Source organism: Rhodospirillales bacterium (genome assembly GCA_016699855.1).
GTDB lineage: Bacteria > Pseudomonadota > Alphaproteobacteria > Reyranellales > Reyranellaceae.
Genome location: CP064988.1, coordinates 3723024 through 3743396, shown reverse-complemented (window position 1 = coordinate 3743396; position 20373 = coordinate 3723024). Strand labels below are relative to the sequence as shown.

The following is a 20373-nucleotide window of genomic DNA, read 5'->3' as shown; positions in this document are numbered from 1 at the left end:
GGGCGCCGCCCGCGTCAACGCCGTTCGACGCCACCGCCTTTATTCGCCGCCGCGGTGGTGGCACGATGGGGAGAATCGCAACGCCCGGGAGGATCGAACCATGGACGTCCGCACGCAGATGCGCCGCGCCGCCGAGTATCACGCCGACCGCGAGGCCGTGCGGTTCGGCGACCGCAGCCTGACCTTCGCGCAGGCGTGGGAGCGCGGCGCGCGCATGGCCAACGCCCTGCTGGCGCTGGGTCTGAGGCCGCAGGACCGGGTCGCGGTGCTCGAGGACAACCGGCTGGAGTCGAGCGATTTCTTCCTCGGCGCCGGCATCGCCAACATCGTCCGCGTGCCGCTCTATCCGCGCAACGCGCCGGAGAGCCACGTCCACATGATCGGCCACACCGGCTGCCGCGCGCTGCTGGTCGACGAGAAGTACCTGCCGGAGATCGAGGGCCTGCGCGCGCAGCTTCCCGAGCTGGAGCATGTCCTCGTGCGCGACGCCGGTTACGAGGCCTGGTTGGCGCGGCATTCCGACGTCGAGCCCGACGTCCCGATCGCCCCCGACGACTACTACATCCTGCGCCACACCGGCGGCACGACGGGAAAGAGCAAGGGCGTCGCCATCACGCACCGCGGCTGGCTGGCGACGGCGCGCGACTGGTTCTACGCCTATCCGCCGGTCGAGCCCGGCGATGCCTGCCTGCATATCGGTCCGATCAGCCACGGCTCGGGCTACTTCTTCCTGCCGATCTGGCTGGGCGGCGGCCGCAACGTCATGCTCGACCGATTCGATCCCGCCGCCGTGGTCGAGATCTTCGAGAAGGAGCGCATCGCGTACATGTTCATGGTGCCGACCATGCTCAACGCCATCAACCGCGTGCCGGGGATCGAGAAGCGCGACTTCTCGGGCATGAAATGCATGTGCGTCGCCGCCGCGCCGATCGCCGACGAGACGGCGCTGACCGCGTTCAAGCACTTCGGCCACGCGATGTACCAAGGCTACGGCCAGACCGAGGTGTTGCCGATCGCGATGATGGGGCCGAGGCAGTGGTTCGCGAAGGACGTCGAGGGCTCGACGCCGCTGCGCGCCTGCGGCATGCCACTGCCCTACGCCCGGCTGGAGATCTGGGGCGAGGACGACAAGCCGCTGCCGCGCGGCGAGATCGGCGAGATCGTCGGCAAGTGCGACGGCCAGATGAGCGGCTTCTGGAACGACCCGAAGGCGACCGCCGAGCGCATCGTCGACGGCTGGGTGAAGACCGGCGACGTCGGCTACATCGACGCCAACGGCTACGTCTACATGGTCGACCGGGCCGGCGACATGATCATCTCCGGCGGCTTCAACATCTACCCCGCCGAGCTCGAGAACGCGCTGAGCGACCATCCCGACGTGGTCGAGGTGGCGGTGTTCGGCATTCCCCACGAGCGCTGGGGCGAGACGCCGTGCGCCGTCTGCACCGTGAAGCCCGGCGCCACGGTCACCGAGGCCGAGCTGATCGAGCTCTGCGCCACCAAACTGGGCAACTACAAGCGCCCCGGCAAGGTCGTGGTGCGCGCCGAGGCGCTGCCCAAGACGCCGGTCGGCAAGATCAGGCGCAAGGAGCTGCGCGAGCCGTTCTGGGCCGGCCACACCCGGCGCGTGGCGGGAAGCTAGGCGCGCGGTCGTCAGCGCGCCGCGCCGACGCCGCAGTACCAGCGGCGGTCGCCGCCCTCGCCGACCTCGCGGCATCCCCACGCGTCCGGCTTCGTCCATGCCCGGCGCGGCGGCTCCCGGCGTTCGCACGACAGCGTCGCCTCCTTGTCGTCGGCGGCGGCGCCCGTGAGCCGGGCGAGCCTGACGCAGAGGCGGAACAGCTCCGCACCATTGCCGCACGGGTCGCCCTTGGCCGGGTCGATCCCCAGCATCGACTCCATCGCGCCCCACGCGGCCTCGGAATCGTGCCAGCTCATCGTCGGCCCCTTCTTCCGGTCGAGACGGCACTGGCGGAAATGGAAGAAGTCGACGTGGTCGTGCGTGCCGAGACGCCGCTTGAGATCGCGCTCGACGATCCACCGCGCGTCCTTGAGGGATCTCAGAGTCTCGGCGGTCCTGTCCGGGTCGATGGCGCCGATGTCCTTGCCGGCCTCGGCCAGGACGCGGGCGGTCAGCCGGTCCCGCATCGAACGCACGTTCTCGACGACGCGCTGCTGGAGCGCCGTCGCCGCCAGCTCCCCGCGCGCGACGCGGCCGCCGTACAGGGCGAGGAGCGGATCGAGACCGATCGCCGCCGCGCCGCGCGGTTCGAACGGACACTCGGGCCAGCCGTTGCCGACATGCGGCGTCGGCGCCGGCACGATGCCGTCGGCTGGCGCGCAGTCGGCGGGCGGCAGGCGTCCGTTCCAGACGCCCGTGTTGGTGGTCGCGTCGAGCGGATCGAGCGACGGGTCGCTGCTGATCAGGATGGCGATCGGCACGGCGGCGCGGGTCGCTGCCTGCGCGTCCGCGCGCCGCTCCACCAGGTAGCGCAGCACGTCGTCCGCCGTCGCCGCCCCGAAATTCTCGAACAGCCCGCCGTCGGTCACGCGCATGCGCACGACTCCCCCGCGGTCGCGCAAGCCGCCGGTCGGCGAGATGATCGGAAAGCGCGCGCTCATCGTCGCTGCCGTGCTGATCGGGACGTCGGCGCCGAGGGTCGCGAAGACGTCGTAGCGGCTGACGTCGCCCGCCATGCCGCTGCGCGCGAAATCGACGTTCGACGCGATGATCCGCTTGCCCTTCTCGACCGACGTTCCGTTCAACGCGAGGATCGGCCACGGCCGGTCCCGGGCGCCGAACGCGGCGAGGAACCCGCCGGACCACGCGAAGCCCTTGGCGCCGGCGTGATCGACGCGCCCGCCCGCGTGTTCCTCCCAAGCCCGTTCCAAGGCGGCGGCGCGATCGGCCGGTAGCCACCACCTGCCGAGGAACGGCGCGACGTGCAGCGGCAGGTCGACGTACAGCCCGACCGCCATCGCCGGGGTCAGGAAATCGTTCCGCAGGAACGCCGCCGACCGCACGGCGGCGCCCTCCATACGCGGCCCCGCGGTGCCACGCCGGCGCTCGGCCTCGACGAACGAGCGGAAGGTGGCGGCGCCCAGTGATCCACCCGAGACGCCGCTGATTAGGAACAGGCGCTCGGCGAAATGGTCCTCGCGGGCCGCGATCTCGCCGAGCACCTGGCTGGTCCAGAACGCGGCGCGGCTGGCGCCGCCGGCGGTCGCCACCACGACGAGCGGCGGCGCCGAGACGGACCTCGCCGCCCGCTCGCCCGCCGCCGGCGACGACCAGAGCGGCGTCGTGATCCTCGCGTTGGCGTTCCACCACGCCTCGTAGGCCTCGCCCAGCGTCGCCCGGACGGGCGCCGGCGGCGCGACGCCCTTGTCGTCGCGCACGAGCCGGACGTCGTGATTGTCGCCGAACACGATCGTGCCCGCCGCCATCCAGACGATCAGCGCGCCGAGGACGGGGAAGCGGTACCGCGCCGACGCGAGCGCCAGGGCGTTCACGGCGGCGACGAGGATGGCCAGGCCGAACAGAACCGCGCGCACCGCGTCGCCGAACGCCGCCGCCGTGCCGACCGGCGCCCACGCGAACAATCCGAACATGACCGGCGACAGCAGGAGGCTGCCGCCGAGGAATACGCGCGCGAGGCGGCTCTCGATCTCGCCAGGGTGGTCGTAGAGACGGCGGGCGGCGCCGGCGCCATCGACGGCCAGATCGCGCCGCAACCTCTCGGGAACCTTCTTCGCCGCGCCGATCCCGGCGATGGCGGCCATGAGAGCCGCGCGGTTGGCGGTGAATCCGTGGAAGCCGACCGCCAGCGCGAAATACGCGAAGGTCCAGATCACGAAGGCGCCGGCGGCGGGATCGTCGGCGACCTCGTAGACCTCCCGCGCCTGCCAGAACGCCGCCGCGAGCGACCCGATCGCCGCGGTTCCGAGCAGACGGGGCACGTTGTCGCTCCACCAGTCGCGCCACGCCTCGGGGCGGTCCGCGCGCGCGCCGAGGCCGTACCACAACGCCCCTGGGCACAACGTCGCGAGGACGAGGAGCGACCATCCGAGACAGCGGCCGAAGTACATGGCGGCGACGAGCGCGACGAGCGACGCGGCGACGGCGACGCGGAACGCCCATTTGCGCGCGAGGGTGTCCGTCCCGCCCGCGCGCACGGCCTTAATCGCGCGGCCGGACGGCGCCGGATAGCTCACCGCCGGGAGCGCGAATTTCAAACTGAGCGTGATCCGCGCCCAGTACCAGGCGGAGACGGCCCAGAACAGCGTGACGACGACGAATCCGACCTTGTCCCAGAAGCCGCCGGTGCCGGCGGCGCTGGCGATCACGATGTCGCGCGCCTGGTCGGTGAGCGCGATCAACCCGCCGCCGATCGCCACCGACAGCAGCGAGGCGCGCGTGGCGCCCATGACGCGGCCGACGTCGCGGACAGCCCACCATCCGCCGGCGACGTGGTCGAGAAGGCGCGGCGCGGCGGCGGACGGCGGATCAGGTGGCGTCGCGGACATGGCATCCCTCGTCGGATGGACGGGAACCGGGTGCGGCGGCCGGGATCGACCGCCACAGATGGCGAGAGTATGGCCGGTGAACCGCCACCACAACGTGAGCCGGACCACACCGGACCGGCCTCCGCCAGCCTTGCGGCGAAGCGGGCATGCGCACTAGTGTCGCGGCGACCGTCCGCGCGTGATCGCCGCGCGGGCGCCGGAAGTCGGAAAGTATCGGCATTGAGGAAGATCGCCAGACGCGCCGCCGCCCTCGCCACGCTCGGCGGCGCGTTCCTCGCCGCGGGCGCGCGCGGCTCCGCGCGCGAACTGCGCGTCGGCCTGGCGGCGGAGCCCGGCGCTCTCGATCCGCATTTCCAGAACGTCCCCGCCGACGTCCAGATCGCGGCCCACATGTTCGAGGCGCTGGTGGCGCGCGACGAGGCGCTCAACCTCGCGCCGGCGCTGGCGGTATCGTGGCGCGCGGTCGACGACACGACGTGGGAGTTCAAGCTACGCGCAGGCGTGAGGTTTCACGATGGCTCCGACCTGACCGCCGCCGACGTCGTCTTCTCGCTGGCGCGCGCCGCGCGCGTGCCCAACAGCGCGGCGCCGTTCGCGCCGCTGCTCCGGCAGGTCGCCGGCGTCGACGCGGTCGACGACGCCACCATCCGGATCCGCACCAGCGTTCCGCTGCCGACCCTGCCGGCCAATCTCGCCGCGATCCGCGTCGTCTCGCGCCAGGCCGCGTCCGGTCCGGCGCCGGAGGGCCGCACCACCGACGAGTTGAACCGCGGCGAGGGGTTGGTGGGTACGGGCCCGTTCCGCTTCGCCGCGTGGGCCCGCGGCAAGGAGCTCGCGCTGACCCGGCACGACGCCTACTGGGGGGCCGCGCCGGCGTGGACGCGCGTCGATTTCCACGTCCTGCCCAACGCCACGACGCGCGTCGCGGCCCTCGAGTCGGGCGACGTCGACATCATCGAGGCGCCGACGGCCGCCGATCTGCCGCGTCTCTCGGGCGATCAGCGGCTCGCCTTGGCGCGCGCGCCCTCGACCCGCGCCGTCCATGTCCATCTCGACCACTTCGCCGAGCCGACGCCGGGCATCCCCGACGCCGGCGGGCGCAATCCGCTGAAGGACCGCCGCGTACGCGAGGCGCTGTCGCTGGCGATCGACCGCGACGCGCTGGTCGCCGACGCGCTCGGCGGAATAGGGTGGGCCGCGGGCGATTTCCTGCCATTCCCGATGTTCGGCGCCCGGCGTGGCGCGGCGCCGGCGAAATCCGATCCGGCGCGCGCCCGCGCGCTGCTGGCCGAGGCCGGCTACCCCGCCGGCTTCTCGTTGACGCTCGGCGCGCCGAACGGCGCCTTCGCGCAGGATACGCGCGTCGCGGCCGCGGTCGCGGCGCGGTGGTCGGCGGTCGGCATCAAGACGCAGGTGGAGGCCAGCGCGCCGTCGGCCTTCCTCAAGAACCGGGACGACCACCGGTACAGCGCGTATCTGGCCGTCCGCAACACGGCGTCCGGCGACATGGGCGACGCCTTGCGCGCGCTGGTGGCGACGCCCAGCCCGGAACGCGGCGCCGGGGACAATAACCGCGGCCGCTACTCGAACCCGGCGGTCGACGCGGCGCTGGCCGAGGCGCTGCGCGCCGTCGATCCCGACCGCCGGCGCGCGGCGCTGGAGGAGGCGTCGCGGCTGGCGATCGCGGATTTCGCGGTGCTGCCCTTGTATTTCGAGCCGCGGCTGTGGGCCATGAAGCGCGGCCTGACCTACGCCGCGCGCGCCGACGGCCTGACCTTCGCGTGGCGCGTGGCGCCCGCGAGCTAGCGACGCCCGCCGGTTGACGCCCCCCCGCCCGCCGCGCTTAGCTTGGCGGCGGACCACGACCGACGCGGCGACACTCCATGCCAACGACCGGACCGACCACCACCACGCGCACGGCGATCCTGTCCGGCGGTCCACCGGCGCGCGGCGACCGGTGGGCGTTCGCGCGCGGCTGGTGGCGGGCGCCGACCGCCGTCGGCGGACCGTTCCGCAGCAGCGTGTGGACCGCCGACCGGATCGCCCGCGCGGTGCTGGAGACGGCCCGGGGCGGCGGCCCGGTGGTCGAGACCGGCGCCGGCACCGGGCCGATCACCGAGGCGCTGCTTCGGCAGGGATGCCCGCTCGACGGGCTGGTGGTGATCGAGCGCGATCCGGCGATGTGCGATTTCCTCGCCGAGCGCATCCCCGGCCTGCGCATCGTCACCGGCGACGCCATCGACCTGCGCGGCACGCTCGCGGCCGCGGGCGTGCGCGGCGCGCGCGCCGTGCTCAGCGGCCTGCCGATGCGCGTGGTCGCGGCCGACGCGGCGCGGCGCTACTACGAGTCGGCGTTCGAGCTGATGCCGCCCGGCGGCGCCGTGACGCAGTACACTTACGGCGCCCGCTCGCCGCTGGATCCCGCGATCGTGGATGCGGCGGGCCTCGAAGCGGAGTTCGTCGTCCGCGAATGGCGCAACCTGCCGCCGATGGGCGTCTGGCGGTACCGCCGCCGCTGACGCCGGCAAATCCCGTGGACAGCCGTGGCGCGCGATGGAAGGGTCGTCTTCCGCGCGCGGCGCCGCTTCGTTCCGACGGAAGGCGACGCCGGACGCGCCCACCGGCCGGAAGGAGACCAGCATGGCGCCTCTCGACCATTTCGCCGCCGACTACGCCGCCGCGCGCGCCAAGTTCCGCGCCGCCTGCGCCGACGCCGGCGTGGAGGTCGCGGGCTGGCCGCATCCGCTCAAGGGCGTCAACGGCGAGGCGCTGGCCACCGACACGGCGTGGATCGGCCCCGCCGACGCCACGCGCGTGCTGGTGACATGCTCGGGCACGCACGGCGTCGAGGGCTTCTACGGCTCGGCCTGCCAGGTCGGCTGGCTGCGCGAGGGCGGGCCGCGCGCGCTACCGGCGGGCACCGCCGTGCTCGCCGTGCACGCCACCAACCCCTACGGCTTCTCGTGGATGCGCCGCGTCAACGAGGACAACATCGACATCAACCGCAACTTCCTCGATTTCGACCGGCCGCTGCCGGTGAACCGAGGCTATCTCGACGTGGCCACGTGGCTGGAGCCGCGCGAATGGAACGCCGGCACGACGCGCGCCATCGCGACGCGCCTGGCCGACTACGCCGCCGCGCATGGCGCGCGGGCGCTGTCGGCCGCCGTCAGCGCCGGCCAGCACACCCATCCGCACGGCCTGTTCTACGGCGGCACCGCCCCGTGCTGGTCGAACCGCACCATGGGCGAGATCGTGTCCCGCTACCTCGACGGCGCCACCCATGTCTGCGTCATCGACTTCCACACCGGCCTGGGCCCCTACGGGCATTCCGAGATCATCTGCCGCCATCCCACGGGCTCGGAGCCGCTGGCGCTGGCGCGGCGCTGGTTCGGCGAGGCCGTGACCTCGCCCGAGGCGGGCGAGAGCGAGTCGCCGGTGATCGAGGGCAATCTCCGCATGGCCTTCACGCGCTGGCTGCCCGAGGCGACGGTCGTGGCCGCAGCGATCGAGGTCGGCACGCTGCCGGCCGCCGAGGTTCAGACCGCGCTGCTGGCCGACAACTGGCTGCACACGCACGGCGACCCGGACACCGAGGCCGGCCGCCGCATCCAGCGTCAGCTGCGCGACGCGTTCTATCCCGACCGCGACAACTGGCGCGACCGTTGCTACCCGCGCGCCCAGCAGATCCAGCGCGCCGCTCTGGCGGGGCTGGCGTCGATCTAGGCCGGCCCGGGGCGCGGACCTAGGACGCAACCAAGAGGCGCGGGCTGACGCGGCGACCTCGAACGGCGCCGGACCGACACCACTGTCATCCCGAGCGCGGCGAGGGATCCACGACCGGCGCCTGGATCCCTCGCCGCGCTCGGGATGACAAAGATGCCGCGCCGAGGGAGCGCTTCCATCGAATCCTGACGACCGCTACCCGACCCGCGCCGCGTCGATCGCGCGCGTGACGGCGTCGCGGTCGAGATGCGCGCGCAGGCCGATGAACACCAACCCGGGCGCGCGCGCCGTCGCCGGCGCGTCGGCGACCTCCCACCGCGCGCCGACGAGCTGGAACCCGCGCAGCGCGCCTGCGCCGTCGCGCAGCCAACCCTTGGCCCGCAGCAATCCGGTCTCGGCGCGCGTCAGCGCCGCGCCGAGCCGCGCGAGGTCGAGCGACGCCTCGGGCCGCAAGGTGAACGAATCGTAGAGCGACGCGGCGTCGACGCCGCCCGGCGTCATCCCCGGCGCGACCGGCGGCGGCGCGCCGGTCCGCGCGCCGAGCACGACCTCGACCGGCGCCGCCGAGCGCCGCGTGGCGACCACCCGGCCGCCCGGCGCCCGCGTCTCGATCCAGCGCGCGGTCGCGGCGGCGGCATCCGGCGCCACGAGGTCGGTCTTGTTCAGCATCACCAGATCGGCGGCGGCGAGCTGCCGGTCGATCGTGTCGCCGATGTAGCGGTCCGCGGCCCGCGCGCGCACCGTCTCGGCGTCGGCCACGACCACGACGCCGTCCAGCGCGTAGGCCGGCAGCAAGCGCACGGCGCTGGCGATGGCGCCGGGCAGCGCCACGCCGCTCGCCTCCAGCGCGACGTGGTCGAGATCGGGCCGCCGCCGCGGCAGCTCCATCAGCGCCGCCATCAGATCGCTGCCGTAGGAACAGCAGACGCAACCGCCGGCGATGTCCAGCACGTCGCCGCGTTCGGCCTCGATCAGATCGGCGTCGACCGCAAGCGCGCCGAAATCGTTGACCATGACGGCGATGCGACGCCCGCCGGCGTGGCGCAGCAGGTGGTTGACCAAGGTCGTCTTGCCGGCGCCGAGATAGCCGCCGATCACCGTGACGGGCAGCGCGGCGCTCACGACATGCCCCGCGCCGGCGCGCACGCCATGTCAGCCGTCCGCCGGAAACACGCGGCCGCCCTGCACCGTGCCCCATACGCGCACGTCCTTCAGGCGCTCGGCGCCGATCTCCAGCGGATCGTCCTCCAGCACCGCGAAATCGGCGCGCTTGCCGGCCTCGATCGAACCGACCTCGCCGTCGAGCCGCAACGTGTACGCGGCGCCCAGGGTGATCGTGCGCAGCGCGTCGGCGACCCCGATGCGCTCATGGGCGCCCAGCGTGCGGCCGCTGGCGGTCAGCCGGTTGACGGCGCACCACGCCGTGAACAGCGGCCCCAGCGGCGTCACCGGCGCGTCGGAGTGGATCGCCATCGGCACGCCGGTCGCCAGCGCCGTGGCGCAGGCGTTCATGCGCTCGGCCCGCTCCGGCCCGAGGGTCGTGGCGTAGTGCTGGTCGCCCCAGTAGAAATGGTGGTTGGGAAACAGGTTCACGCACATCCCCAGCGCCCGCATGCGGCGGAACTGCGCCGCGTCGGCCATCTGGCAGTGCTGCAGCGTGAAACGGTGGTCGCGCGCCGGCGCGCCCTTCAGCGCCGCCTCGAGGCAGTCCAGCGCCATCTCGGTGGCCTCGTCGCCGTTGGTGTGGGTGTGCACCAGCACGTCGGCGGCCAGCGCCAGCCCGTAGAGCTCGCGCAGCGTCTCCGGAGGCGTGTACCACAACCCGTTGGGCGCGCCGTTGAAGTAGCCGGGCCAGCGCAGCCGGGCCGAGAATCCCTGGATCGAGCCGTCGGCGAAGGCCTTCACCGCGCCCAGCCGCAGCCGGTCGGTCGACATCGCGCGCAACGCCACGGCGCGCTCGACCAGCGCCGCCGGCGCGATCGCCTGGAAGCGCCGCAGCGAGACGATGCGCACAGGGAAGCCCGCCTCGCCGGTGACGCGGCGCATCATCTCGACGGCCTCGTCCGGCAACAAATTGGCGAGATCGGTGGCCGTCGTGACGCCCTTGCGCACGCACAGCCGCGCGAAGCGGCGCAGGCCGGGCTCGTCGTCGGCCAGCGCCTCGCGGTCGAACCCGACGAAGCCGCCGACCGGCGTCATCGCGTCCGGCCCCTTCAGCTCGCCCGTCGGCAGCCCGTCGCCGCCCAGCGGCACGCCGGGATGGTTGACGCCGGGCCGCAGCATGCCGGCCAGCTCCAGCGCGCGGGTGTTGACGTTGAGGATGTGGCCGCTGGCGTGCAGCACGCCGATCGGCCGCGTGGTCGAGACGCGGTCGAGATCGGCGCGCGCCACGCGGCGGTCGCCGTAGTAGATCGGATCGAGGCCCCAGCCCGACAGAGGCGCCGCCGCGTCGGCCATCGCGGCGTCGACCTCCGACAGCCGCGCCACCACCGCGTCGATCGAGTCGGCGCCCGGCCACACCCGGCCGTCCGGATCCATGCGGTCGAAGCGGCCGAGATAGGCGTAGCGCCAGAACGTGCCCTCGCTGGCGTGGCTGTGGCCTTCGACCAGGCCCGGCATCAGCGTCATGCCGGCGAAGCGCAGGTCGAGCGTGTGCGGCCCCCACCCCGCCAGCTCCTCCAGCGCGCCGGCGCCGAGGATGCGGCCGTCGCGCACCGCGACGTGCGTCGCCTCCGGCCGCGCGGGATTCATCGTCAGGATGCGGCGGGCACGGAAGATCGTGGTCGGGGACATCGGGCACTCGTGCGGGGCGGAGGGGCGGGACCGCGGCCAAGCTATCGGTCCGTGGCGACGGCGGCCAGAGCCGCGGTGGGCGCGTGGACGGCTTCGCGCGCGGTGAATATTTCCCGAGGCGAGAATGCCGCGGCTTGACAGGGTGTCCCGCCTACAGGCGGGGACCGAGAGCTTGCACGGACGGCGGCCGCCGCCTCTGGTCGGGGTCGCGCGGCTCAACCGTGAAAGCCGAAGCTGGTTCACGTCGCGCGCGGCGGGCTTCGGCGTGCGGCTCGCCTACCGGCGCACGTCGCGTGGTGGTCGAACGCAGTCGGCCTCCGGCGGGCGGAGAAACCCGCGGCCTACGCGGCGCGGCGGCGCGCCAGGAGGTTGCCGGCGTAGACGGCGGCGGCGATGCCCGCGCCGATCAGATCGGTGACGGCCCCCGGCGTCAGCAGACCCAGCGCCGCGGCGATCAACGGCGCGCGCGACGCCCAGCCGATGCGGCCGACGCCGTAGAGCCAGCCCTCGAGTCCGGCGGCGAGCAACCAGATGGCGAAGCAGGCGCTCGCGACGTCGTGCAGTATGTCCATCGGCGAGCCGATCAGAATGAGCGTCGGGTTCAGCACGAACAGGAACGGCAGCACGAAGTTCACCAGGCCGAGGCGCATGGCCCAGATGCCGGTGCGCCAGGGATCGGATTTCGCGATGCTGGCGGCGGCGATGGCCGCGAGCGCGACCGGCGGGGTGATGAAGCTGATGAGCCCCCAGTAGAGGATGAACAGGTGGGCGGCGATGGGGTTCAGCCCCCCTCGATGAGGGCCGGACCGAGCGTCACCGCGAGGAAGATGTAGCAGGCGCTCGACGTCATGCCCATCCCGAGGATGAAGCTCGTCAGGGCGCCGAGCACCAGCAGCAGGTGGACGTTCCCGCCAGCGAACTGGAGCAGTTCGCGCGAGAAGGCGCCGCCGACTCCGGTGTACGACAGCGCGCCGACGATGAAGCCGACGCCCGCGAGGATGGCGACGATGTTGACGACGTTACGCGTCGTGTCGATGGCGAGGTCGCGCAACCCCGCCAGGCCGAAGCGCTTGCGGCCGAACAGCATGGTCGTGCCCACGAGGACGACCGTCGCGATGTACGGCGCGAGCGCCTCCCGCTTCATCACCAGCAGCAGGTAGGTCAGCAGGCCAAGGCTGAAGAGGAAGTGCCAGCCTTCCTTGATCACGGGCAGCAGCCTCGGAATCTCCTCCGCCGGTTGGCCCCTCAATCCGTTGCGCGCAGCGTAGTGGTCGGCCTGCAGCAGGAGCGCGCCGTAGTAGAGCAGCGCTGGGACCACGGCGGCGACCATCACCGTGCCGTAGGACACGTTCAGGAACTCGGCCATGATGAACGCGACGGCGCCCATGACCGGCGGCATCAGCGCGCCGCCGGTGGAGGCGCAGGCCTCGACCGCGCCGGCGTAGTGCGGCGGATAGCCGACGCGCTTCATCGTCGGGATGGTGATCTGCCCTGTCGTCACCACGTTCGAGATCACGCTGCCCGACAGGGACCCGAAGAAGCCGCTCGACAGCACCGCGACCTTGGCCGGGCCGCCGCGCGTCCGGCCCATCAGCGCGATCGCGAGCGCCATGAAGAACTCCCCGCCGCCGGTGACGACCAGCGCCGAGCCGAAGATCAGGAAGCCGACGAGCAGCGACGCGACCGTGCGCAGGGGGACGCCGATCACACTCTCGACGCCCATCGCGTGCGCGCTCAACGTCTCGGCGAACCCGCTGCCCGGACCCCAGAGGAAGCCCGGCATCAGGTGGGCGAACATGGGATAGAACGCGAACAGGGCGCAGAGCGCGAACAGCACCATGCCGCCCGCGCGACGCACGCCCTCGAGCGCAAGGGCGCAGACGACGCCGGCGACCGCGACGGCGGTCGGCGGCGCGGCCAGGTCCCAGCCCTCGGCCACGATGCGCCCGCCGTGCCACGCGAGGTACCCGGTGGTGGCGATGGCGGCGGCGAACAGAGCCCAGTCGTACCAGGGGATCGCGTCGCGGTCGACCCGGCGGGCGGGATAGGCGAGGAAGGCGAGGGACAGGAAGATGCCGAGCAGGACGTAGTAGAACGAGGTGTCGATGATCGGCCCGCCGAGCAGATGCAGATTGAAAGTCTGGTTGATCGTCAGGACGACGCCGGCGCCGCCCACGACGAGCGCAAGCCAGTAGGCGAATCCGGCCAGCCGGTCGCGCCCGCCGTCCTCCGGCGCGAGCTCGATGGCGCCGGCCTCAACATTCGCGGTCATTAGAGAGGATCCTCCCCGGCCGGGTCCGTCGATGGACGCCCGTTCCTTCATTGCCGCGCAGTTTGACGCGCGGGCGCGCGCTTGCCAATCTCCCGTCCAACCATCAACCAACCAACGAAACGGGAGTGACGCCAATGATCAAGCGACGCGACGCGCTGGCCGGATCGGCCGCGATGATGCTGGGCGGGGCCGCCCAGGCCAAACTGCCGGAGACCTCGATCTGGACGGCCTACGACCTGGGGTCGTCGGGCTACGCCGAGGCGTCGGGTATCGCCGACGCCATCATGAAGAAGCAGCAGATGCGCGTGCGCATCGTGCCCTCGGGGACCTCGATCGGGCGGCTGCTGCCGCTGAAGCAGGGCAAGGCCAACTACGGCTTCCTCGCCAACGAGCTTTACTTCGCGGCGGAGGGCACCTTCGATTTCGCGGTGCCGGCGTGGGGACCCCAGGACGTCCGCGTCGTCCTCGCCCGCCCGGCCAGCAACGCCATGGCGACGGCCGCCGACATCGGCGTCAAAGAGGTGAAGGACCTGAAGGGCAAGCGCATCGGGTACGTGAAGGGGAACCCGTCGGTCAACGTCAAGACGGACGCCTACCTCGCGTTCGCCGGCCTGACGCGCGCGGACGTGCAGGTCGTGTGGTTCGGCAGCTACAACGCGATGAAGACGGCGGTCATCAACAACCAGCTCGACTCGTTCTCGAGCGTGACGACGTCGGCGAACATGCGCGAGATCGAGGCCAGCCCGCGCGGACTCGTCTATCCGCCCTTCCCGCCGTCGGACAAGGCGGGATGGGACCGGATCCGCAAGGTCGCGGATTTCTTCGAGCCCTACCGCGAGACGGTCGGCGCCGGCATCCCCAAGGACAAGGCGGTCGACCTCGTCGGATACCGCTACCCGATCATCGCGACCTACTCGAACACGAACGCCGACGAGGTCTACTCGATCGTCAAGGTCGTCGACGACTCGATGGACCTGATCCGCGGGATCACCGGAAGCGCCGCCAACTGGGCGCCGAAGATCGCCGGCAAACCGCCCGCCGACGCGCCGTGGCACGACGGCGCCATACGCTACCTCAAGGAGAAGGGCATCTGGACCGCCGAGCACCAGGCCTGGCAGGACCAGCGGCTCGCGCGCCTCAAGAAGGTGCAGGCCGGGTGGGACGCGGCGCGCAAGACCTTTAAGGGCCAGGGCGACGAGGCGTGGGTGAAGCACTGGGAGGAGTACCGGGTCAAGACCATGGGCTTGCCGCCGACCGACGCCTGACCCGGCTGCGGCCCCGACGACCGGCCGGCGGCGGTCGCCGCCGCGCCGGCGTTCCCAAGCGCGTCGAATACACTCTAGTGTGGCGCATTCACCGCAGGAGGCGACGCGGCGCATGCCCGACACCGAGACGACGACCAAGATCATGGACGCGGTCGACGCGACCTTCGCCCACCAGACGGCGGTGCTGGCCGACCTCGTCAAGATCCCCTCGACGCGGTACCGCGAGGCGCCGGCGCAGGACATGATGGCGCGGCTGTTCAAGGAGGAGGCGCTGTCGGTCGACCGCTGGCGCATCCGGCTCGACGACATCCGCCACCTGCCCGGCTTCTCGCCCAAGCACCAGGACTACGACGACGCCTGGAACGTGGTCGGCGCGTGGCGGCCGAACAATCCCAAGGGCCGCTCGCTGATCCTCAACGGCCACATCGACGTGGTGCCGGAGGGACCGCACGAGATGTGGACGGCGCCGCCGTTCGAGCCGCGGATCAAGGACGGCTGGCTCTACGGCCGCGGCTCGGGCGACATGAAGGCCGGGCTCGTGCTGAACCATTTCGCGCTGATCGCGCTGCGGCGGCTGGGCTGGCGCCCGGCGGGCGACGTCTACATGCAGTCCGTGGTCGAGGAGGAGTGCACCGGCAACGGCGCGCTGGCCTGCCTGCAGCGCGGCTACCGCGCCGACGCGGCGCTGATCCCCGAGCCGTCGGGCGGCGTGGTCACCAGCGCCCAGGTCGGCGTGATGTGGTTCACGGTGCGCGTCACCGGCCATCCCGTGCACGTCTACAAGGCCGACGCCGGATCGAACGCGATCGAGGCGGCGTTCGGGCTGATCAAGGCGCTGCGCGGACTCGAGGCCGCGTGGAACGCGCGCAAGACCGACGACGCGCATTTCCACGACCACCACCACCCCGTCAATTTCAACGTCGGCAAGATCGCCGGCGGCGACTGGGCCAGCTCGGTGCCGGCGTGGTGCGAGTTCGACATGCGCGCCGGCGTGCTGCCGTCGATGACCCTGGAGCGCGCGCGGTCGGAGATCGAGGCCTGCGTGCGCGAGGCCGCGCGGGCCGATCCGTTCCTCGCCAACGCGCCGCCGACCGTCACCTGGGAGGGTTTCCAGGCCGAGCCGTTCGTGCTCAAGAACCACGAGCACGTCATGTCGGTGCTGGACGGCGCGCATCGCGCGGTGTTCGGGACGAAGCTGGAGGACCGCACCTCGACCGGCACCGCCGACAACCGCTTCTTCGGCCTCTACGCCGGCATGCCGGCGCTGGTCTACGGGCCGGACTCCGACGACATCCACGGCTTCGACGAGCGTGTGAACCTCGAATCGGTGCGCAAGATCTGCCAGGCCACGGCGCTGTTCATCGCCGACTGGTGCGGGCTGGAGAAGGCATGAGCGGCGACGATGAGCGGACCAAGGCGGCGGCGGCCGGCAACGCGGCCGGCGGCGATGCGACGGCGACGCTCGACGCCTCCGGCCTGCTGTGCCCGATGCCGGTGCTGCGCGCCAACCGCGCGCTGCGCGGGCTGAATGGCGGCGACACGCTGCGCGTGATCGCCACCGATCCCGCGGCCGAGGCCGATTTCCCGTCCTACTGCCGGCAGACCGGCCACGGACTGGTGTCGTCGACGCGCGACGGCGCCGCCTACGTGTTCACCATCCGCAAGAAGGCGGAGTGAGGTGGCCGGTCGCGACGCACTTGCGCCCCGGTCGGCGCGCCGCTAGAGCGGGCGTCGGTGGATTTCCGACGGAACACAGATGACCAAGTTCAACACCCTCGACGGCGCCGACGTGGCGGGCAAGCGCGTGCTGGTGCGCGTCGATCTCAACGTGCCGATGGAGGATGGCCGGGTCACCGACGCCACCCGCATCGCGCGCGTCGCGCCGACCATCGCCGAGCTGGCGGAGCGCGGCGCCAGGGTCGTGGTGATCAGCCACTTCGGACGCCCCGGCGGCAAACCCGTGCCGGAGATGTCACTGGCCGCGCTGGTGGCGCCGCTCGCGGAGGCGCTGAAGCGGCCGGTCGCGTTCGCGACGGACTGCGTCGGCGAGCCGGCGCGCAACGCGGTCGCCGCGCTGAAGCCGGGCGATGTCGTGCTGCTGGAGAATTTGCGCTTCCACAAGGCCGAGGAGAAGAACGAGGCGGCGTTCGTCGACCAGCTCTCGACCCTGGGCGACCTCTACGTCAACGACGCTTTCTCCTGCGCGCATCGCGCCCATGCCTCGACCGAGGGCATCGCGCACCGCCTGCCGGCGGTGGCCGGCCGGTTGATGCAGGCCGAGCTGTTGGCGCTGGAGAAGGCGCTGGGCACGCCGAAGCGCCCCGTGGCCGCGCTGGTCGGCGGCGCCAAGGTCTCGAGCAAGCTGGAGCTGCTGGGCAACCTCGTCGCCAAGGTCGACCGCCTGATCATCGGCGGCGGCATGGCCAACACCTTCCTGTTCGCGCAGGGCGTCGAGGTCGGCAGGTCGCTGTGCGAGAAGGACCTCGCGGCCACCGCGCGCGACATCCTCGCCAAGGCCGAGGCCGCGAAGTGCCGCGTGCTGCTGCCGGTCGACGCCGCCGTCGCCGCCGAGTTCAAGGCCGGCGCCGCCAGCCGGATCGTCGACATCCGCGCCGTCCCTGTCGACCAGATGATCCTCGACATCGGGCCGGCGTCGATCGCCGCGCTGAACGCGGCGCTGGCGGAGTGCGCCACGCTGGTGTGGAACGGCCCGCTGGGCGCGTTCGAGATCCCGCCGTTCGACGCCGGCACCGTCGCCGTCGCGCGCGCGGCCGCGGAGCTGACCGCCGTCGGCAAGCTGCTGTCGGTCGCGGGCGGCGGCGACACCGTGGCGGCGCTGGCGCACGCCGGCGTCGACCAGCGCTTCAGCTACGTCTCGACCGCCGGCGGCGCGTTCCTCGAATGGCTCGAGGGCAAGGAGCTGCCCGGCGTCGCCGCCCTGATCCGCGCCGCGTAGCGGCGGCGCGCGCGGCCTCGACGGCGCCGGGCCGGACACGTATCGTCGGCCCCGGAGGACGACCGCGATGGCCGACACGCCGGACAGGCAGAGATTCCCGTGGGCGCCGGACGCCAATTTCCGGCGCCGCGTGCCCGACGGCGACACCCACGAGCGCCTGATCTGCGACGATTGCGGCTACATCGCCTTCGAGAACCCCAAGATCGTGGTCGGGTCGGTGGCGCTGTGGGAGGACCGCATCCTCCTCGCCAAGCGCGCGATCCATCCGCGCAAGGGCTACTGGACGCTGCCCGCCGGCTTCATGGAGATGAAGGAGTCGACCGAGCAGGGCGCGGCGCGCGAGGCGATGGAGGAGGCCTGCGCGCGCATCGAGATCGACGCGCTGCTGGCGATGTACTCCATCCCGCGCATAGGCCAGGTGCAGATCATGTACCGCGCCCGCCTCCTGTCTCCCGACGTCGCGCCCGGCGAGGAGAGCACCGAGGTCGGGCTGTTCCGCTGGGAGGAGATTCCGTGGAACGAGCTGGCGTTCCCGACCGTGACCTGGGCGCTGCGCGACTGGCACGCCTCGCGCGCGCTGACGGTGTTCGCGCCCTACTCGACCCCCGTCGACTACCCCGGCGCCGCGCCGCGCTGAGCGGCGCTATCATCCCGCGCGCCGTCCGCGCCGGGCCCATAGCAACGTCGTCGCATCGCCTCCACTGTCATCCCTCGCTTCGCTCGCGATGACAGCGGGGTCGAGTGACAGTGCGAGCGGGATGGCGGCATGGCCGGCGCGACGGCATGATCGAAGACGAGGCGACCGCGTAGCGCTCAGCCGCCGCGCAGGCGCGCCGCGATCACCGCCGCGATCTCGGCCGGCGATCTGTCGACCGGCACGACCAGCGCCTCGTCCGGACCGGGCGGTTCCAGCGCCGCGAACTGGCTGTCGAGCAGGGTCGGCGGCATGAAATGGCCGCGCCGCGCCGCCAGCCGCATGGCGATCGTGGCGCGGTCGCCGGCGAGATAGGCGAAGCGCAGGTCGGCGGCGCCGGTCCGCAGGATGTCGCGGTAGCGCCGCTTCAACGCGGAGCAGGACAACACCACGTCGCGGCCGGCGCGCGACCAGTCCGCGATCGCCGCCGCCATCGCCTCCAGCCACGGACGCCGGTCGTCGTCGTCGAGCGGCTCGCCGCGGCTCATCTTCGCGACGTTGGCGGCGGGATGGAACGAGTCGCCCTCGACATACGTGCCGCCCAGCGCCTCGGCCAGCAGCGGACCGACCGTCGTCTTGCCGCAGCCCGACACGCCCATGACGACGACGACGGGCATCGCGCTCAGCCGGCGCGCGGCGCGAGATCGAGCGGCGCCCAGTCGGCGTGGTGGCGGCCGGCCGCGTCGGAGCGCGCGAAGCCGTGCTGGCCGAACACGTCGCGCTGGGCCGCGATCATGTCGGCCCACAGCCGGCCCGTCCGGTAGGCGTCGGCGTAGGACAGCGCCGAGGCGAAGCCCGGCACCGGCGCGCCGTGCGCGACCGCCGTGACCACGACCTGCCGCCACGCCGCGTCGGCGGCCGCGACGCGCCGCCACAGCGCGGGGTCGCGCAGCAGGTTCGGCAGTTCCGGATCGGCGCGGAACGCCGCCGCGATCGGCTCCAGCAAAGTCGAGCGGATGATGCAGCCGCCGCGCCAGACGCCGGCGACCACGGCGGGATCGACGCCCCAATGGTGCTCCGAATCGGCGGCGCGCAGCAGCGCGAAGCCCTGCGCAAGCACCGTGATGTTGGCCGCCTCCAGCGCGCTCTGCAGCGCCACGACCAGCGACGCGGTGTCGCCGGCGAAGGCGATGGTCGGGCGGCCCAGCGCCGCCTCGGCCGCGACCCGCTCCTCCTTCAGCGCCGACAGGCAGCGGGCGTGCACCGCCTCGGCCAGGGTCGGCGCGGCGACGCCGTACTCCAGCGCGGCGTTGGCGGTCCACTGTCCCGTGCCCTTCTGCTCGGCGGTGTCGACGATGCGCTCGATCAGCGGCGCGCCGCCGTCGGTGGTGTCGAGCACACGCACGGCGCAGTCCATCAGGAACGACGACAACGGCCCGGCCGCCCAGCGCGCGAAGATGGCGCGCACGTCGGCGTGCGGCAGCCCGACGGTGCGGCGCAGCAGATGCCACGCCTCCGAGATCAGCTGCATGTGCGCGTATTCGATGCCGTTGTGCACGGTCTTCACGAAATGGCCGGCGGCGCCGTCGCCGACGCGCGCGAAGCACGGCGATCCGTCGGGCGCGCGGGCGGCGATGGCGGAGAACACCGGCGCCACCTCGGCGACCGCGGCGGCGTCGCCGCCCGCCATGATCGCGGGGCCGCGGCGGGCGCCCTCGGCGCCGCCCGACACGCCGAAGCCGAGGAAGCGCACGCCTCTGGCGGCGCAGGCGTTCTGGCGCCGCGCGGTGTCCTTGTAGAAGGCGTTGCCGCCGTCGATCACCGTGTCGCCGGCCGCGAGATGCGGCAGCAGTCCGTCGAGCGCGGCGTCGGTGGCGGCGCCGGCCGGCACCATCAGGAACACGATCCGCGGCGACGGCAGCGCGGCGGCCATCGCGGCGGCGCCGTCGACCAACCGGCCGCGGTCGCCGAGCTCGGCCACCAGCTTGCCGCCGGCGCCGACCGCGGGGTCGTGGCACACCAGCGTGACGCCGTGGTCCGCGAGGTTGAGCGCGAGGTTGGCGCCCATGACGCCGAGGCCGATCAAGCCGAAGGTGCGTGTGGTCATACCGGCGTCATAGACCGGCGGCGCGGCGCGTCAAGGCGAAAGGCCGGCGCCGGCGGTTTGCCCCCGCCCCGATCCGCCGTCTAGGATCGGCCG

At 72.7% G+C, this 20373-nt stretch carries 14 protein-coding genes and 1 pseudogene; 9 read left to right on the top strand and 6 right to left on the bottom strand.

Translation table 11 applies throughout. The features are described 5' to 3' along the window. Window positions 1-100 precede the first annotated feature (100 nt). A complete protein-coding gene (locus IPK81_17625) occupies window positions 101-1642 on the top strand; it encodes an AMP-binding protein (GenBank protein ID QQS11385.1) in 1542 nt (513 codons plus the stop codon). Between the two features lie 11 nt (window positions 1643-1653). Here IPK81_17625 and IPK81_17620 read toward each other — a convergent pair whose 3' ends face one another. Then, window positions 1654-4527 (bottom strand): hypothetical protein, encoded by a 2874-nt coding sequence (locus IPK81_17620; protein ID QQS11384.1) that lies wholly within the window; start codon window positions 4525-4527, stop codon window positions 1654-1656. 219 nt (window positions 4528-4746) lie between these two features. Here IPK81_17620 and IPK81_17615 point away from each other — a divergent pair, with 219 nt between their 5' ends. From IPK81_17615 to IPK81_17605, 3 genes are all read left to right on the top strand, one after another. Then, window positions 4747-6333, top strand: coding sequence for an ABC transporter substrate-binding protein (locus IPK81_17615; GenBank protein QQS11383.1), 1587 nt, complete (start codon window positions 4747-4749; stop codon window positions 6331-6333). Between the two features lie 77 nt (window positions 6334-6410). Beyond that, a complete protein-coding gene (locus IPK81_17610; protein QQS11382.1) occupies window positions 6411-7046 on the top strand; it encodes a hypothetical protein in 636 nt (211 codons plus the stop codon). A gap of 121 nt (window positions 7047-7167) precedes the next feature. Further along, complete coding sequence (locus IPK81_17605) at window positions 7168-8253, top strand: M14 family metallopeptidase (GenBank protein ID QQS11381.1); 1086 nt, start codon at window positions 7168-7170, stop codon at window positions 8251-8253. Window positions 8254-8448: 195 nt separating this feature from the next. On the opposite strand, the gene IPK81_17600 is transcribed toward IPK81_17605, so the two are convergent. The 3 genes and pseudogenes from IPK81_17600 to IPK81_17590 form a co-directional block, all read right to left on the bottom strand. Continuing rightward, entirely contained in the window at window positions 8449-9375 is a 927-nt protein-coding gene (locus IPK81_17600; GenBank protein QQS11380.1) for a GTP-binding protein, read from the bottom strand. 30 nt (window positions 9376-9405) lie between these two features. Then, window positions 9406-11046, bottom strand: coding sequence for an amidohydrolase (locus IPK81_17595; protein ID QQS11379.1), 1641 nt, complete (start codon window positions 11044-11046; stop codon window positions 9406-9408). Window positions 11047-11387: 341 nt separating this feature from the next. Continuing rightward, window positions 11388-13318: pseudogene (locus IPK81_17590) on the bottom strand (TRAP transporter fused permease subunit). A gap of 134 nt (window positions 13319-13452) precedes the next feature. Here IPK81_17590 and IPK81_17585 point away from each other — a divergent pair. The 5 genes from IPK81_17585 to IPK81_17565 all read left to right on the top strand — a co-directional run bounded on the left by IPK81_17585 (window position 13453) and on the right by IPK81_17565 (window position 18176). Next, complete coding sequence (locus IPK81_17585; GenBank protein QQS11378.1) at window positions 13453-14583, top strand: TAXI family TRAP transporter solute-binding subunit; 1131 nt, start codon at window positions 13453-13455, stop codon at window positions 14581-14583. Window positions 14584-14695: 112 nt separating this feature from the next. Continuing rightward, the gene (locus IPK81_17580) at window positions 14696-15976 is read left to right on the top strand and encodes an ArgE/DapE family deacylase (GenBank protein ID QQS11377.1); all 1281 of its coding nucleotides are present in this window, start codon (window positions 14696-14698) and stop codon (window positions 15974-15976) included. Beyond that, window positions 15973-16260, top strand: coding sequence for a sulfurtransferase TusA family protein (locus tag IPK81_17575; protein QQS11376.1), 288 nt, complete (start codon window positions 15973-15975; stop codon window positions 16258-16260). Before IPK81_17580 ends, IPK81_17575 begins: the two co-directional genes overlap by 4 nt. A 79-nt stretch (window positions 16261-16339) precedes the next feature. Beyond that, on the top strand, window positions 16340-17539 hold the full coding sequence (locus IPK81_17570) for a phosphoglycerate kinase (protein QQS11375.1): 1200 nt from the start codon (window positions 16340-16342) through the stop codon (window positions 17537-17539). Between the two features lie 67 nt (window positions 17540-17606). Next, on the top strand, window positions 17607-18176 hold the full coding sequence (locus IPK81_17565) for an NUDIX hydrolase (GenBank protein ID QQS11374.1): 570 nt from the start codon (window positions 17607-17609) through the stop codon (window positions 18174-18176). 176 nt (window positions 18177-18352) lie between these two features. Here the strand turns inward: IPK81_17565 and IPK81_17560 are convergent, their stop codons facing one another. Then, the gene (locus IPK81_17560; GenBank protein QQS15161.1) at window positions 18353-18859 is read right to left on the bottom strand and encodes a gluconokinase; all 507 of its coding nucleotides are present in this window, start codon (window positions 18857-18859) and stop codon (window positions 18353-18355) included. Continuing rightward, the gene (gene gndA / locus IPK81_17555; GenBank protein ID QQS11373.1) at window positions 18856-20280 is read right to left on the bottom strand and encodes an NADP-dependent phosphogluconate dehydrogenase; all 1425 of its coding nucleotides are present in this window, start codon (window positions 20278-20280) and stop codon (window positions 18856-18858) included. Before gndA ends, IPK81_17560 begins: the two co-directional genes overlap by 4 nt. Window positions 20281-20373 lie beyond the last annotated feature (93 nt).

Bases quoted from the DNA above. Each gene is read 5' to 3' on its own strand.
- IPK81_17595 (QQS11379.1), bottom strand. From the start codon at position 11,046: ATGTCCCCGACCACGATCTTCCGTGCCCGCCGCATCCTGACGATGAAT.
- IPK81_17625 (QQS11385.1), top strand. From the start codon at position 101: ATGGACGTCCGCACGCAGATGCGCCGCGCCGCCGAGTATCACGCCGAC.
- IPK81_17575 (QQS11376.1), top strand. From the start codon at position 15,973: ATGAGCGGCGACGATGAGCGGACCAAGGCGGCGGCGGCCGGCAACGCG.
- IPK81_17620 (QQS11384.1), bottom strand. From the start codon at position 4,527: ATGTCCGCGACGCCACCTGATCCGCCGTCCGCCGCCGCGCCGCGCCTT.
- IPK81_17565 (QQS11374.1), top strand. From the start codon at position 17,607: ATGGCCGACACGCCGGACAGGCAGAGATTCCCGTGGGCGCCGGACGCC.
- IPK81_17570 (QQS11375.1), top strand. From the start codon at position 16,340: ATGACCAAGTTCAACACCCTCGACGGCGCCGACGTGGCGGGCAAGCGC.
- IPK81_17605 (QQS11381.1), top strand. From the start codon at position 7,168: ATGGCGCCTCTCGACCATTTCGCCGCCGACTACGCCGCCGCGCGCGCC.
- IPK81_17610 (QQS11382.1), top strand. From the start codon at position 6,411: ATGCCAACGACCGGACCGACCACCACCACGCGCACGGCGATCCTGTCC.
- gndA (QQS11373.1), bottom strand. From the start codon at position 20,280: ATGACCACACGCACCTTCGGCTTGATCGGCCTCGGCGTCATGGGCGCC.
- IPK81_17580 (QQS11377.1), top strand. From the start codon at position 14,696: ATGCCCGACACCGAGACGACGACCAAGATCATGGACGCGGTCGACGCG.
- IPK81_17585 (QQS11378.1), top strand. From the start codon at position 13,453: ATGATCAAGCGACGCGACGCGCTGGCCGGATCGGCCGCGATGATGCTG.